We start from the raw sequence: 14,857 nt of genomic DNA on the forward strand, positions 1-14,857 counted from the left end.
ACCGCGAACGATTTCACACGATGAGGTGACGCAGGTAACTGCCAGAAGGGAATCAGCAATGGGGCTTGATACCGGCTGGTCGCGCCGCGCCTTCCTCCGCGCCTCGGCCCGCACCGCCGTCGCCGTCTCGGGCGGGTCACTGCTCGCGGGCTGCGCCACCTCGACGAGCGCGCCGCCCGGAGCCACCACCGTGCGGCTGTGGTCCTGGTTGACCGGGATGGACCGCTACGTCGCGGCGTTCAACGCCGCCCAGCGCGAGGTGCACGTGGAGCTGAGCGTGCTGGCCGCGGGCCTGTCCGGCGGGTACGCGCAACAGACGAACGCCATCCGAGCGCACAACGCGCCCGACATCCTGCATGTCGAATACCAGGGTTTGATCCAGATCCTGGCTACCGGCGGCCTGCGCGACATCACCGAGGACGTCGCCGACCTCGCCGACGGCTACTCGTCCGCCGCCTGGCAGGCCGTGCGGCCCGACGGCCGGACCTGGGCGGTGCCGATGGACATGGCCCCGATGGCCTTCTACTACCGCAAGGACCTCTTCGACGAGGCCGGTCTGCCCGTGCCGCGCACCTGGGAGGAGTTCCGGGACGCCGCCGAGGCGATCCGCGCGCTCGACCCCGCCGCACGCATCACGACGTTCCCGCTCAACGACGGCTCCTTCTTCGCCGGGATGTCCTGGCAGGCGGGCGACCCGTGGTGGTCGATCGACGGCGACACCTGGGTGGTCGACGTCGCGGGCGAGGGGACGCTGCGCACCGGGGCGTACTGGCAGGACCTCATCACCGCCGACCTGGTGGGCAGCGGGGCGACCGGCACCCAGGACTGGATCGCGGCCATGCACGAGGGACGGCTCTGGGGTCTGCTCGGCGCGTCCTGGAGCGTCGGCACGCTGCAGAAGTCCATCCCCGACGATCGCGGACGCTGGGCCGTGACCACCATGCCCACCTGGGGCGACGACCTCGCCAACGGCATCCAGGGCGGCACGGCGTTCGGCGTCTCCCGCGAGAGCGCGGTGCCGGAGGCGGCGATGACGTTCCTGCGGTGGCTGAGCACCGACCCCGAGGTGCCGCGCATCGGGTCCGAGTTCACCTCGCCGTTCCCCGCCTACCTGCCCAACCGCGAGGTGGCCAGGGGCTTGGCACCCGGCGACTACTTCGTCGGCGACCCGGTGTACGACGTGCTGGACGAGGCCGACTCCCGCGTGCCCGACTGGACGTGGGGCCCGAACGCCCTCGGTCTCTTCTCGACGGTGGCCGACGCCTTCGGCGGAGTCACCACCGGACGCACCACCATCCCCGAGGCGTTGGCGGGCGTGCAGGCCGCCGCCGTGGCGGGCATGCGCGACCGGGGCCTGTCGGTCCGCGAGCGGGGGCGGTCATGACCGTGCTCGCCAAGTCCGAGACGTCCGCCGAGCCGCGACCACCCGGCCCACGACGCCGACGGCTGCGGACGGCGCCGCTGGTGCTGGCCGCGCCGTTCGCGCTGCTGCTCACGGGAACCGTCCTCATCCCGATCGGCTACGCCCTCTATCTGAGCCTGTTCACCGAGCGCCTCACCGGCCTGGGCTTCGCGGGCCCCGAGGACGTCTTCGTCTGGCTGGCCAACTACGCCGAGGTCCTCGGCGACCCGGCGTTCCGGACGAGCCTGGTCAACGTCGGGCTCTACGCTCTGATCCACGTGCCCCTGATGCTGGGCGCCGCGCTGGTCCTCGCGCTGCTGTTGGACGGGGCGGTGCTGCGGCTGCGGCAGATGTGGTCGCTGATGGTGTTCCTGCCGTATGCCGTGCCCGGTGTGATCGCGGGGCTCATCTGGTCGTACCTGTTCAGCCCCGGCATCGGACCGCTGAACGACGTCCTGCCCTGGAACCCGCTCGGCGCCGACGGCGTTCTGCCCTCCATCGTCGTGATGGCCACCTGGCAGTGGATGGGCTACAACATGATCATCTTCTACACGGCGTTGCAGACCGTGCCCCGCGACGTGCTGGAGGCGGCCAGGGTCGACGGCGCCGGACCGATCCGCACCGCGTTGTCGATCAAGACGCCGATGATTCGGCCGACGATCTTCGTCGCGCTGGTCTTCACCGTCATCGGCTCCCTCCAGCTGTTCACCGAGCCGCTCGTCCTCAGCTCGTTCACCAACTCCGTGACCAGCACCTGGACCCCGAGCCTCTACGTGTACGAGTCGGCGTTCATCAGCAACGACTACGGCAAGGCCGCCGCGGCCTCCCTCGTGCTGGCCGTCGCCTCGGCGATCCTGTCGGCGCTGGTCATGCGACTGTCCACCCGGAGGTCTCGATGACCACGACCAGACAGACCTCCCGCTGGACCTCGCGGGGCGCCGTCCACGCGCTGCTGCTGCTGGCCGCCCTGTACAGCGTGCTGCCGCTGGTGTGGCTGTTCACCTCGGCCACCAAGAACGTCGGCGACTTCTCCACCACCAGCGCGTTCGAACTAGGCGAGTGGAACCTCGCGGGCAATCTGCGCGACCTCTTCACCGAGGAGGGCGGCATCTTCCTGGACTGGGCACGCAACTCGCTGCTCTACGCCGGGGCGGGCGCGCTGCTGGGCGCGTTGATCTGCACGGCCTGCGGCTACGCGATCGCCCGGCTGGACTTCCCCGGTCGCAGGCTGCTGTTCGCCGTCACCCTGGCGGGCGTCCTGGTCCCCACCACCGCGCTGGCCCTGCCGCTCTACCTGCTGGCCACGGAACTGCGCATCGTCGACACGTTCTGGGCGGTCTTCATCCCGCTGCTCACCAATCCGTTCGGCGTCTACCTCGCGCGGGCCTACGCCGAGGCGGCCGTGCCGAACGAGCTGCTGGAGGCCGCGCGCATCGACGGCGCGGGCGAGCTGCGGACCTTCGTCACCGTCGCGCTGCCGCTGCTGCGGCCGGGGGTGGTCACCATCCTGCTGTTCCAGTTCGTCGGCATCTGGAACAACTTCTTCCTGCCGCTGGTCATGCTCACCGACCCGAAGCTGTTCCCCGTCACCCTCGGCCTCTTCCAATGGAGTTCCCGCGTGTCGCAGTTCCCCCACTACAACCCGCTGGTCATCACCGGGTCCCTCTTGGCCGTGGTGCCTCTGGTGCTCGCGTTCATCGTGCTGCAACGGCAGTGGCGCTCCGGTCTGGCCGCGGGGAGCGTGAAATGACGCCACGCAGGCCCGAGACGATGCTCGTGATGAGCGCCGAGGCGTTCGCCGACCAGTTCGGCCCCGCCGAGCACGAGCGACTCCGCACGCTGGCCCGCCTCGGAGATCCGGTGCACACCGACGAGCTGGCCTCGCCTGCCGTCCGACGCCGACTCGCCGAGGTCGAGGTGCTGATCACCTCGTGGGGTGCGCCGCCGCTGGACGCCGACGTGCTGGCGGCCGCGCCAGGGCTGCGGGCCGTCCTGCACGCGGCGGGCAGCGTCCGGGGCCATGTCGGCGACGCGGTCTTCGAACGCGACATCCTGGTGACCACGGCCGCCGCGGCCAACGCCGAGCCGGTCGCCCAGTTCACCCTGGCCTCGGTGCTGTGGGCGTTCAAGAAGGTGCCGTTCCTCGCCGCCGACGCCCGCGTGCACCGCGCCGACTGGAGCTACCGGTCGGGGCGCGGGGCGCTGTCGGGCCGCGACCGGACGGTGGTGGTCGTCGGGTACTCCCGCGTCGGACGTCGCGTCGTCGACCTGCTGGTGTCGCTGGCCGCGGCGCGAGTCCTCGTGGTGGACCCGGTGGTCGACCCGTCCGTGATCACCGCCGCCGGGGCCGAGCCCGCGAGCCTGGCCGAGGCGCTGCCGCGGGCCGACGTGCTCAGCCTGCACGCGCCGTCGCTCCCGGAGACCCGCAGGCTGATCGGCGCCGAGGAACTGGCGGCGCTGCCACCGGGCTCGGTGCTGATCAACACCGCCCGCGGCGCGCTGGTCGACACCGCCGCCCTCACCGCTGCCTGCGAACGGGACGGTCTGCATGCGATCCTGGACGTCACCGAGCCGGAGCCGCTGCCCGCCGACTCCCCGCTCTACGATCTGCCGAACGTCGTGATCACTCCCCACATCGCCGGCTCGCTCGACTCCGAGACGCGGCTGCTCACGGCGGCGGCGCTCACCGAACTGGAACGCCTCGGCGCGGGTCTGCCCGCGCTGGACCAGGTCACCCGCGAGACCAGGGCGGCCCAGGCATGAGCCCGCCGCCGGATCGCGGGCTGTCCCCGTACACGGGCTGGACCCGTGCGCACTGGACCGACCTCGCCGACTCGATGCTGGCCGCCGTGGACCGACACCGCTCTCCGCTCGGCGCCCGATACGACCTGCCCGGGCCCGCCAGCCGCAACGGCCGGATCTCCGACGGGCTGGAGGGCTTCGCCAGGACGTTCCTGCTGGCCGGATTCCGGATCGCGGGCGACCGCGGCGCCGACCCGACGGGACTGCTGGACCGCTACGCCGAGGGCCTGCGCGCGGGCACCGACCCCGCCTCGCCGGAGTACTGGCCGCGACCCGACGAACTCGGTCAGGCCAAGGTCGAGGCCGCCTCGATCGCGCTGATCCTCCAGCTCACCAGGCCGTGGCTGTGGGATCGGCTGGACGACGCCGTACGCGAACGCACGCTGGACTGGCTGGCCGGGGTGATCGGGCAGCCGTATCCGCCGATCAACTGGGTGTGGTTCCGGATCATCGTCGAGTCGTTCCTCCGGGAGGCGGGCGGCCCGTGGTCGGCTGAGGACGTCGAGCAGGACCTCGCCGTGCACGCCGCGCTGCGCCGACCCGGCGGCTGGCTGTCCGACGGCGCCGACGAACGGGCCTACGACCACTACACCGGCTGGGCGCTGCACGTCTATCCGCTGCTGTGGACCGAGTGGTTCGACGTGACGGGGACGCTGTGTCCGGCCGAGCTGCGCACGCGGTGGGCCGAGGACCTGTCACGCTATCTGGCCGACGCCCTCGCGCTGACCGGGGCGGACGGGTCGCCGCTGATGCAGGGACGGAGCCTGATCTACCGTTTCGCCGCCGCCGCTCCACTCTGGACCGGCGCCGTCACGGGCGTGGGCGGGCTGCCGCCGGGACAGGTGCGGCGCGCGGCGAGCGGCATCCTCGCCCACTTCGTCGACCGCGGCGCCCGTGCCGGCGACGGACTGCTGACCCTCGGCTGGCACGGGCCCTGGCCCGCCATGCGACAGGACTACTCCGGCCCGGCATCGCCGTACTGGGCGGCCAAGGGGATGCTCGGCCTGGCGCTGCCCGCCGACCATCCGGTGTGGACCAGCCGGGAGGTCGGCCTGCCGGTGGAGACCGGGGACGTGTCCCGGGTGATCACGGCACCGGGCTGGCTGGTCTCGGCGCGTCGTCGCGACGGCGTCGCCGTGGTGCTCAACCACGGCACCGACCATGCCCGGCCGGGTGCGCGACTCACCGACTCGCCGTTGTACGCCCGCCTCGGCTACTCCACCGCCACCGTCCCGCCGCTGATCGGTTCGGGCGTGACCGATCCGCTGGACAACGCCGTGGTGCTGCTGGACGCCGAGGGCCGGGCGACCCACCGCAGCGGCTTCACCACCCTGTTCACCCGTCCACTGTCGGACGGGGTGCTCGCCGGAGCCTCCACCGGGCGGGTGCACTGGATCGACGCGGGCTCCGACCGATCGGCCGACCACGGCTCCGGCCGCAGCGGGACGGTGGTCGAAGGGCCGACGGTCACCGTGGCCTCGGTGATCCGCGACGGCGTGGAGGTGCGGATCGCGCGGATCGAGCCCGCGGCCGATGCGAACCGCGGCCCGACGCGGGCCCGCACGCTGCGGCTGGGCGGCTGGCCGCTGTCGGCGGCCGAGCGGCCGCGCCTCGGTCCCGGCGCCTGCGCCTCGACGGGCGGGCTGCGCTCCTCCCTGCGGGCGGTCTCGGTGGCGGTCGGCGGCTCGGCTGCCGGTGTGGACGGCGGCGCGGGGGTGGGGACGGCGGCTGCGGCTGCGGCGGTCCCGGCTGCGGGGAGCTCGGCTGCTGGAGTCCCGGCTGCGCGGGTGGACACGCGGCTGCGGCCCGCCGCCGAGGACGTCACCGTGGAGCAAGGCGTGAGTCCACTGGGCACCTGGACGGCGACTCCCTGGCTGGCCTTCGACCTCTCCCCCGCCACGGGCGGCCGGGACGGGTCCGGCGACCCGGCGGCATCCGAGGGCGCCGCGACACCGGTACACGATCGAGCGGTGCCCGATCAGCCGGTGCTGGTGGCCGCGGTGGTGCGGCTCGACGACGGCACCGAGGATCTCGGCGTCGATCCGACGCTGACCGTGGCGGGCACCCGGCTCGTCGTCCACTGGCCCGACGGGCTGGAGACCGGCCTGGACCTGCGCACACCACCGGGCGGCTGAGTCCGCGCCCTGCCCTGCCCGCCGAGGGTGCGGACGACAGGCAGGGCGGCGTCGGGCGTCGGGCGGGACGGCGGCATCACGACGTGGCCAGGCCGAGAACGCCACGGCGCGGCCAGGCGACACGGGCGAGCCAGGCGCCCCGGCGCGGCCGGGGCCGAGCACCGCGGTCCTCGTTCGAGGTGATCCCGCACCGCCTGCCTGCTCCGGCACAGCTCGGGGAGCCCGCCCCGCGCCGAGCCCGCCTGTGTCCCGCGCCGGTCCGGCCCGCGGGAGGGGTCGGATCAGACAGCGGCCCAGCCCGATCGGACGGACGGCGGACGGCGGGCGGACCCGGCCGCATCCGACCGGGCGAGGACGCACCGGACGACGCCGGAGCGGGCGGGAGACGACAGGCCCTGGCTCGATCCGGCCGAGAACGAGCAGGCAGGGCACGAACAAGCAGGGAGAGCCCGACCGAACCGGTCCGCCCCCGGCCCGCCGGCGGCGGCGGTGTTCCCCGCAGGACCACTCCGCCGAACGAGCACCGGAGCACGAACGCCGGAGCACGAGTCGACACCGCCGACCGTGCAGGCAGCGCCGGATAGACAGCGCCGAACCGACACCGCCGCGCAGACAGCACACCACCCGGACGCCCCGCCCGACCTGAGAACACCGGGACGAACACGCGCCCCACGAACACCGCCCACCGATCCGACGAGACCCCGAGCGGGCACCGCCCCATGAAGGCCGATGCCCGCCCGGATCGAACACGGTCGACGCTCGAACTAGGACATCACGGGCCCGCCTGCTCGGACTCGTCGACGACCTGCCAACGCTGGTGCGCGCCGGAGTTGGGCGTCCAGACCGAGACCTCGGCGCCGTCGTGCGTCGCCTCGCCGCTCACCTCCAGGAGCAGGCCTGCGTCGGCGTTGACCAGCGTCCAGGTCCCGTCACCGGTGGTGGAGCCGATCCACTGCGCGGCGGGATCGGCCGGGCCGTCGACGTCCTCCAGGACCGCGCGGTCCGCGCGCAGCGCAAGCCGTCGGTCGCCGTCGGCCGTGGTCACGACGTACCGCGTCCGGTTGTCGAACTCCCGGGCGCCCTCGGCGACCCTGGTCAGCCGCCACGTCTGCGCGGCGTCGTCGGAGGAGCCGCGGATCTCGGCTCCTCCGCCGTCGGCGGCCGCCGTCAGGGACCGGCCGCTGCCGGCCCCGATGAGCCGGTAGTCCCGGCCGTCTCGGATCGTCGCGGCGTCCTCGGCCGCCCCGGAGACGCCGTCCACCACGAGGGTCACGACCGAGTGGGCAGGCACCGTCACCGAGGCCGTGCCCGTGGCGGCGGCCACCGGCGGCTGCGGCACCAGCCCGCCGTCCGCGCTGGTCACCACCGGAGTCACCGTGGCATCGGCGGCGACCTCGGCGAACTTCGACAGGTCGACGGTGATGGTCCTCGCCTCGGCGGCGTCGTTGACGTGGACGATCGTCGCGCCCTCGCCGTCGGCCGCGATCGCCGCGACGCTGGACGGCTCCGCCACCTGCACGAGCCGGTCGCCCGGCCGGATGTGGTGGGTGAAGTTCCGCGCCGTGTCGAACTTGGTGTTCATGCGGATCGGGCACGTCCGCAGCGTGTCCTCGGCGGTGCAGTCGAAGGGCAGCTGGATGCTCCCCCAGTTGCCGCCCTTGTCCGACTCCCCGCCCGGCTTCATGTTGTCGTAGTCCTCGACGGGCTGCCAGAACACCCAGGCCGACGGTTCGAGGTCGCGCAGGTCGCCGATGATGTGCCGGGCCAGGCCCAGCCCCGGCCGGATGTCCTCGAAGTCCTGGCCGTCACCCCAGTCACCTTCCACCTCGCTCATCCACAGCGGCTTGTCGGCGCCCTTGGCGAGGTCTCGGACGGTGGTGCGGCCGCCGGTCCCGTAACTGTGCACGTTGAGCTGTCCGACCGCGGCCCGTGCCGCCGGGGAGTAGGCGTTCCAATTGGCGGCGAAGGTGGTCGGGTTGGTCTCGTCCATCGCGGCGATCACCGTGTCGACGTCGGACTCGGCCAGCCGACGGTCCACCGCCGCGATGACCTCCTGTTGGCGTCCAGGCCCGACGTGCGCCCCCTCCTGCCTGCCGCCGATCGGGTCGCCGTCCGGGCCGAGCGTGGTGCTCCAGTAGTCGGTGTTCGGCTCGTTGAACGGGTCGAGGGTGTCGAAGCGGATGCCGTGGGCTGTCTCCAGCCGCTCCACCGCGCCCACCAGGTAGGCAGCGAAGTCCTCGACGTCGTCGGCCTTGAGCTGTTCCTCGCGCGCGTCGAAGCCGCCGGAGACGTACCCGCTCTCGGTCATGAACCACGGCGGCGAGTTGCTGAACGCCTCCCAGTGGTCGACCTGTCCCTTGATCCGGTCGATCCACCATCGTTGGGTCCGGTCCGCGTCCGGATTCCAGTGCGCCGGCTCGTCCGCCGACCACCAGTCGACGTCGTCGCGGGTCGTGCCCTCGGGGGCCTGCCACCAGCCCTGCACGGCCGCGCCCGCCCGCAGGTAGTCCGGCACGTCGGGGGCGTTCCCGCCGCCGATGTTGTACCGGGCGATGTTCAGGCGCAGGCCGTCGGCGCCGAATACCAGCTCGGCGAGCTCCTCCCGGATCTCGTCGGGATAGTCCCCGGTGGCGTTGGCGAACCAGACGAGGCTGGTGCCCCAGCCCTCGAACTCCTGCCCCTGATACGACGGGTCGGGGGTGATGGTGACCGCCGAGGTCGGCTCTTCCGCGACGGCCGGACCGGCCCCCGCCGAGGCGGCACCCGCCGCCATCGCGACGACGCCCAGTCCGGCGACCAGACGATGTCGGTGTGATCGTCTCATTCCGATGTCCTCTCTGTCCTGACCTGCGGTGCGGAGATGAACCTCGTGGCCGAGACGACCTCGGCGGGCGGCGCCGGGCCTCGGCGGTCGATCCTGATCAGCCGGTGTGGTCGGCGGCCTCCTCCGGGGCGCGACGCAGCACCAGCACGTCCCTCGGTCCCAGGGCCGGCGGCTCCGACTCGGGCCGTCCCTCGGCAGGCGGCGTCCCGGTCCCGGCCAACACCACGCCGAGGTCACCGGGGAGTTCCACGGTCTCGTCGGTGCGGTTGATCAGGAACCAGTAGACGGCGTCCTCGGCACGCCGCACCGTCAGCTCGACGCGACCTCGGGCCGTCTCGGGCAGCTCACCGGCCACCCCCGCCGCGTCGAGGAACCGGGCCAGCACGCCGCGCAGGCCGTCGGGGCCCAGCCGGGTCGACACGTAGGACGCCGAGCCCGCCCCCACCGGGCGGCGGGTCACGGCGGGCAGACCCGCCAGGTCGCCCTCCGCGTAACGGGACAGCACGTCCACGTCCGGCTCGACCGTGTCGATGCGGTCGGACCACAGGGTGCCGACGGCGCCGTCGTCCAGCACGGCCTGCTGCCCCTCCAACAGCGGCACGAACTCCTCGATGCGGATGCCGAGCAGCTCGCGCAGCGCGCCGGGGTAGCCGCCCAGCCAGGCGTGGTCGTTCTCGTCGACGATGCCGGAGAAGTAGGTGGTGACCAGGTGCCCGCCTGCCTCGACGTAGTCGGTCAGCCGGTCCCGCAGCTCCGCGGTGACGATGTGCAGCACGGGTGCGATGACGACGTCATAGCCGCTCAGCTCGGCGGCCACCGGGACGACGTCGACCCGCACGCCCTCGGCGAGGAAGGCCGAGTACCAGTCGAGCGCCTCCCGGTGATACCGCAGCAGTGACGTCGGGTGGGAGTCCTGCTCGCTGGCCCACCACGAGTGCCAGTCGAAGACGATGGCCGCGCGGGCCGGTTCGCGGGCCGACCCCGCGATCGGGGCCAGGTCACGCAGCAGGGCGCCCAGCCGCGTCACCGAGCGGAACACCGCGCTGTCCGCCCCGGCATGCGGCACCATCGCCGAGTGGTACTTCTCGGCGCCCGCCGCCGACTGCCGCCACTGGAAGTAGCAGACCGCGTCGGCCCCGTGGGCGACGTGCAGCAGCGAGTCCCTGGCCAGTTCGCCCGGCCGCTTGGCCACGTTCACCGGCTGCCAGTTCACCGCGCTCGTCGAGTGCTCCATGAGGAACCACGGGCTGCCGCCCGCGATGCCGCTGGTGAGGTTCGCCGAGAAGGACAGCTCGTCGCGGGCCTGCGGGCCGGGGATGACGTAGTGGTCGTTGGAGACGAAGTCGACCTCGCTCGCCCAGTCCGCGTAGTCCATGCGCTTCGTGCCGCCCATCACCATGAAGTTCGTGGTGACCGGCACCTCGGGGGTGATGCGCCGCAGGATCTCCCGCTCGGCGATCAGGTAGTCCTTGAGCGCATCGGAGGAGAAGCGGGCGAAGTCCAGCTGCTGGGTCGGGTTGGGGTGCGAGGCCGCCAGTCGGGGCGGCAGGATCTGGTCCCACTCGGAGTACCGCTGCGACCAGAAGGCCGTCCCCCAGGCGTGGTTGAGCCCGTCGAGCGTGGTGTACCGGGCCTGAAGCCACCGTCGGAAGGCGCGGGCGGCGTCGTCGGAGTAGTCGTAGACGTTGTGGCAGCCCAGCTCGTTGGACACGTGCCACGCGGCCAGCGCCGGGTGGTCCCGATACCGCTCGGCCAGCGCGGTCACCAGCCGCAGGGCGTGTTCCCGGAACACCGGTGACGTGGGCCGCCAGTGCTGACGCGCCCCCGGCGAGAGGACCTCGCCGGTGCGGGTGACGGGCAGGATCTCGGGGTGCTCGGCGGCCAGCCACGGCGGCGGCGACGCGGTGGCCGTGGCCAGGTCGACGGCGATCCCGTTGGCGTGCAGCAGGTCCATCGACTCGTCGAGCCAGGCGAAGTCCCACTCGTCGCGGCGCGGCTGGATGCGTGCCCAGGAGAAGATGCCGAGCGACACGATCGTGACGCCCGCCTCCAGCATGAGGGCGACATCGGAGTCCCAGACCTCACGCGGCCACTGTTCCGGGTTGTAGTCGGCCCCGAAGGCCAGCCCCTGCGGGGAGCCGGTCGGCGTCCGCAGCCAGCGCGGGGAGGTGGGGGAAGGCATGTCGATCCTCTCGATACCGGGTGTCAGGTCGGTCGCGGGCCGGATGTCGTCGTCTCGGATGTCCGGCGGCGGCGGCGGTCTGCCGCGTCACCGGGCGGGCGACGGGCTTCTCGGGGCCGGGTTCACGGTGTCGGTTTCACGGTCGGTCCGGGTGCACGGCGGCTCCGGGTCGGCTGGGCGGGCGTCTCGGGCGGCCTTCTCGACGGGCGTCTCGGGCAGGCCCCGCGGTGGCCGCGCCGCACCGCCCGTCGGGCTCGGGACTCGGTCACGCTCAGCACTCCCTTCGGACTCGGCACCCCGCCACGCTCAGTCGACGTCGAAGCCCTGATCGACGCCGTAGGACCTGAGCCCGTCCTCCCACCGGCCCAGGGCATCGGTCAGCGGCAGGTCGGAGACGTAGGCCTGGCCGACGGTGTCGTTGAAGATCGAGTTCGCGTACGCCTGGTACGGCAGGTAGGACCAGTCGTCGGCCACGCCCGCCGCCGCGTCGGCGAAGACCTGGTTGGCCTGCTGACCGCCGAAGTACGGCAGCTCGGTGGAGAGGAACTCCTCGGACTCCAGATCCGCGACGGTCGCCGGGAACGCCCCCGCGTCCAGGCGGGTGCCCACGCCCTCGCCGGTCGTCACGTAGTCGATGAAGGCGTAGGCGAGCAGCTTGTCGCCACTGGCGGTCGGCACGGCCAGTCCGCTGCCGCCGTTCTCCGCCTCGGCCGTCTCGCCCTCCGCCCACTGCGGCAGCGGCGCCACCCGCCACGCGCCCTCGCCGGAGGGGACCCCGGAGGACAAATTGGCGGGCATCCACGCCCCGGTGGCGAGGCTGGCGATGCGACCGTCGGCCATGCCCTGGTACCACTCGTCGGTCCAGGACGTGATGGGCGAGAGCAGGTCCTCGTCGAGCAGCTGCTGCCAGATCTCGAGGTAACGAGTGGTGCCCTCGTCGGAGAAGTCGATTCCCACGCTCGTGCCGTCCACGCTGAACGGCCGCCCGCCCGCCTGCCAGACGAGGCTGGTCATCAGCCCGGCGTCGCCGTTGTCGCTGGTGATGTAGACGTCCGGGTCGGCGGCCTGCAGGGCCCGCGCCGCGTCGAGATACTCGTCCCAGGTGGTGGGCACCTCGATGCCGTGCTCGTCGAAGAGGTCCTGGTTGTAGAAGAAGGCCATCGGCCCGGAGTCCATCGGCAGCGCGTGGACTTCCCCGCCACCGGCCACCGCGTTCCACGGGCCGGGCGAGAACAGGTCTTCGAGCTCGCTCGCGCCGAAGCCGGACAGGTCCGACACCGCTCCGGAGACGGAGAACTGGCCGAGCGCGAAGTACTCGATCTGAGCGACGTCGGGACCGCCGCTGCCCGCCGAGTGCGCGTTCTGCAACGCCGAGTACTGGTCGTCGCCGGTGCCCACGTTGACGAGTTCGACCTCCACGGCGGGGTGCAGCTCCTGGAAGTCGGCGACCGTCTGCGCCAGGGTCGGCTCCCACGCCCAGACGGTGATCGAGCCGCCCTCCTCCAGCGCGGCGCGGATCTCCTCGGGCGAGGCCGAATCGGGGCTGTCCTCGCCGCCGGAGCCGCAGGCGGTCAGGCCGAGGGCGACGACGAGCGCGATTCCGATGCCGCGGGTGAGGCGGCGGGGCGTGGTGTTCATGATCGACTCAGCTCGCTTCAACTGTCGGTGTCGAACGCGGACGAGGGCAGGCCTCGGGTCAGCGGGTGTGCTCACTCCTTGACGCTCCCCGCCGCCAGGCCCGACTGCCAGTAGCGCTGCAACAGCAGGAAGGCCGCGATCAACGGCAGGATGGTGATCAACGAGCCGGTGATCACGAGGTGGAAGACCACCTCGCCGCCCGCCGTGGCCGCCTGGGCGTTCCAGGCGTTGAGGCCGAGGGTGAGCGGGAACCAGTCGGGGTCCCGGATCATGATCAACGGCAGGAAGTAGTTGTTCCAGGTGGCGACCATGCTGAACAGCAGGACGGTCACGGTGCCGGGCACGAGCAGCGGCAGGCTGATGCGGAAGAAGCTCCTGATCTCGCCCGCTCCGTCGATCCGCGCCGACTCCAACAGCTCGCGCGGGACGGCCTGGGCCGCGAACACCCACATCAGATAGAGGCCGAACGGGGTGATGAGCGAGGGGATGATCACCGCCCACGGCGTGTTCGTCAGTCCCATACGACTGAACATGAGGAACGTCGGCACGGCCAACGCGGTGCCCGGCACGGCCACCGCGCCGATGACGACGGCGAAGACGGCGCGCTTGCCGGGAAAGTCGAAGACGGCGAGCGCGTACCCGCCGAGCACCGCGAGGAACGTCGCGCCGCCCGCGCCGACCACCACGTAGAGCAGGGTGTTGCCCAGCCAGCGGGCGAAGACGCCGCCGTCGTAGGTGAAGGTGGCGACGATGTTGTCCCAGAGGGCGAAGTCCTCGGCGAACCACAGACCGAAGGAGTCGAACAGACCACCGGGGGTCTTGGTCGCGTTGATCAGCAGCCAGCCGAGCGGCAGCAGGCTGTACACGAGGATCAGGCCGGTGAGCACGGTGAGCAGCACGCTGCGCCGAGGCCGGGTCACGGTGCTCGGGCGGCGCGGCGTCCGCAGGCGGGCATAGCCCGCGTTCCTGCTCCGCGGTGCGGTGGTGACCGGGGTGCTCATCGACTCACACGTCCTTTCGCATGCCGCGAAGCTGCACCGCGTAGGCGATGACCATCGTGACGAGCCCCATGAGGATCGCGACCGTCGCCGCGTAGTTGTGCTGCTGCGCGGCGAACGACAGCGAGAAGGTGTACAGGTTCGGCGTGAAATAGGTCGTGATCGCGTTCGGCGCGAGACTCTGCAGAATGCTGGGCTCGTTGAAGAGCTGGAAGCTGCCGATGATCGAGAAGATCGTGGCGATCACCATCGCTCCTCGGATCGCGGGCAGCTTCACCGAGGTGATGACCCGAAGCTGGCCCGCGCCGTCGATCTCGGCCGCCTCGTACAGCGAATGCGGGATCACTCGCAGCGCCGAGTAGAAGATCAGCATGTTGTACCCGATGAACTCCCAGGTCACGATGTTGCCGATCGAGGCGAGCACCAGCTCCGGCGACAACGGGTTCGGCAGGGTGATGCCGAAGGCGTCGTTGATGTTGCCGACGAGCCCGAAGCGCGTGCCGTACATGAAGCCCCACATCAGGGTGGCGACCACGGCGGGCACCGCGTAGGGCAGGAAGATCGAGATCCGGAAGAAGCTCCTGCCGTAGAGCCTGCCGCTGTCGATGGCCAGCGCCACGAGCAGCGCGATGCCGAGCATGATCGGCACCTGCACCACCAGGAACAGCCCCACCCTGCCCAGGGCCTGCCAGAACTGCGGGTCGGCCATGGCCCGCTGGTAGTTCTCCAGGCCGACGAAGGAGTTCCCGCCGACCAGCTTGTCGCGGAAGAAGCTCAGATAGATCGAGTACGCGATCGGGGCGAGGAACACCAGCGCGAAGACGACCATGAACGGTCCCATGAAACCCCAGCCGACCCAGGCTCGACGATCGGCCC

At 71.9% G+C, this 14,857-nt stretch carries 10 protein-coding genes; 5 read left to right on the plus strand and 5 right to left on the minus strand.

The window, feature by feature from the left end:
- Window positions 1-58 precede the first annotated feature (58 nt).
- The 5 genes from AHOG_RS22195 to AHOG_RS22215 are packed head-to-tail and all read left to right on the plus strand — an operon-like array spanning window position 59 to window position 6,339.
- Complete coding sequence (locus tag AHOG_RS22195; RefSeq protein WP_093943067.1) at window positions 59-1,384, plus strand: ABC transporter substrate-binding protein; 1,326 nt, start codon at window positions 59-61, stop codon at window positions 1,382-1,384.
- Window positions 1,381-2,301: a carbohydrate ABC transporter permease gene (locus AHOG_RS22200; protein WP_093943068.1), complete on the plus strand. Its 921-nt coding sequence runs from the start codon at window positions 1,381-1,383 to the stop codon at window positions 2,299-2,301. Before AHOG_RS22195 ends, AHOG_RS22200 begins: the two co-directional genes overlap by 4 nt.
- The gene (locus tag AHOG_RS22205) at window positions 2,298-3,152 is read left to right on the plus strand and encodes a carbohydrate ABC transporter permease (RefSeq protein WP_093943069.1); all 855 of its coding nucleotides are present in this window, start codon (window positions 2,298-2,300) and stop codon (window positions 3,150-3,152) included. The genes AHOG_RS22200 and AHOG_RS22205 overlap by 4 nt, the downstream gene beginning before the upstream one ends.
- Window positions 3,149-4,165, plus strand: a complete 1,017-nt coding sequence (locus AHOG_RS22210) for a hydroxyacid dehydrogenase (RefSeq protein ID WP_093943070.1) — start codon at window positions 3,149-3,151, stop codon at window positions 4,163-4,165. Before AHOG_RS22205 ends, AHOG_RS22210 begins: the two co-directional genes overlap by 4 nt.
- Window positions 4,162-6,339 carry a DUF2264 domain-containing protein gene (locus AHOG_RS22215; protein ID WP_093943071.1) on the plus strand — a complete coding sequence of 726 codons (2,178 nt, stop codon included), beginning with the start codon at window positions 4,162-4,164 and terminating at the stop codon, window positions 6,337-6,339. The genes AHOG_RS22210 and AHOG_RS22215 overlap by 4 nt, the downstream gene beginning before the upstream one ends.
- 772 nt (window positions 6,340-7,111) lie before the next feature.
- On the opposite strand, the gene AHOG_RS22220 is transcribed toward AHOG_RS22215, so the two are convergent.
- From AHOG_RS22220 to AHOG_RS22240, 5 genes are all read right to left on the minus strand, one after another.
- Window positions 7,112-9,163: a glycoside hydrolase gene (locus AHOG_RS22220; protein WP_093943072.1), complete on the minus strand. Its 2,052-nt coding sequence runs from the start codon at window positions 9,161-9,163 to the stop codon at window positions 7,112-7,114.
- 97 nt (window positions 9,164-9,260) lie between these two features.
- Window positions 9,261-11,345: a beta-galactosidase gene (locus AHOG_RS22225; RefSeq protein ID WP_093943073.1), complete on the minus strand. Its 2,085-nt coding sequence runs from the start codon at window positions 11,343-11,345 to the stop codon at window positions 9,261-9,263.
- 306 nt (window positions 11,346-11,651) lie between these two features.
- The gene (locus AHOG_RS22230; protein WP_211290478.1) at window positions 11,652-13,058 is read right to left on the minus strand and encodes an ABC transporter substrate-binding protein; all 1,407 of its coding nucleotides are present in this window, start codon (window positions 13,056-13,058) and stop codon (window positions 11,652-11,654) included.
- Complete coding sequence (locus AHOG_RS22235) at window positions 13,055-13,984, minus strand: carbohydrate ABC transporter permease (RefSeq protein ID WP_093943075.1); 930 nt, start codon at window positions 13,982-13,984, stop codon at window positions 13,055-13,057. The genes AHOG_RS22230 and AHOG_RS22235 overlap by 4 nt, the downstream gene beginning before the upstream one ends.
- Window positions 13,985-13,988: 4 nt before the next feature.
- The gene (locus AHOG_RS22240) at window positions 13,989-14,822 is read right to left on the minus strand and encodes a carbohydrate ABC transporter permease (protein WP_245856386.1); all 834 of its coding nucleotides are present in this window, start codon (window positions 14,820-14,822) and stop codon (window positions 13,989-13,991) included.
- Window positions 14,823-14,857 lie beyond the last annotated feature (35 nt).

Source organism: Actinoalloteichus hoggarensis, assembly GCF_002234535.1.
Taxonomy (GTDB): domain Bacteria; phylum Actinomycetota; class Actinomycetes; order Mycobacteriales; family Pseudonocardiaceae; genus Actinoalloteichus_A; species Actinoalloteichus_A hoggarensis.

Bases quoted from the DNA above. Each gene is read 5' to 3' on its own strand.
- AHOG_RS22215 (WP_093943071.1), top strand. From the start codon at position 4,162: ATGAGCCCGCCGCCGGATCGCGGGCTGTCCCCGTACACGGGCTGGACC.
- AHOG_RS22225 (WP_093943073.1), bottom strand. From the start codon at position 11,345: ATGCCTTCCCCCACCTCCCCGCGCTGGCTGCGGACGCCGACCGGCTCC.
- AHOG_RS22200 (WP_093943068.1), top strand. From the start codon at position 1,381: ATGACCGTGCTCGCCAAGTCCGAGACGTCCGCCGAGCCGCGACCACCC.
- AHOG_RS22205 (WP_093943069.1), top strand. From the start codon at position 2,298: ATGACCACGACCAGACAGACCTCCCGCTGGACCTCGCGGGGCGCCGTC.
- AHOG_RS22235 (WP_093943075.1), bottom strand. From the start codon at position 13,984: ATGAGCACCCCGGTCACCACCGCACCGCGGAGCAGGAACGCGGGCTAT.
- AHOG_RS22240 (WP_245856386.1), bottom strand. From the start codon at position 14,822: ATGGGACCGTTCATGGTCGTCTTCGCGCTGGTGTTCCTCGCCCCGATC.
- AHOG_RS22195 (WP_093943067.1), top strand. From the start codon at position 59: ATGGGGCTTGATACCGGCTGGTCGCGCCGCGCCTTCCTCCGCGCCTCG.
- AHOG_RS22220 (WP_093943072.1), bottom strand. From the start codon at position 9,163: ATGAGACGATCACACCGACATCGTCTGGTCGCCGGACTGGGCGTCGTC.
- AHOG_RS22210 (WP_093943070.1), top strand. From the start codon at position 3,149: ATGACGCCACGCAGGCCCGAGACGATGCTCGTGATGAGCGCCGAGGCG.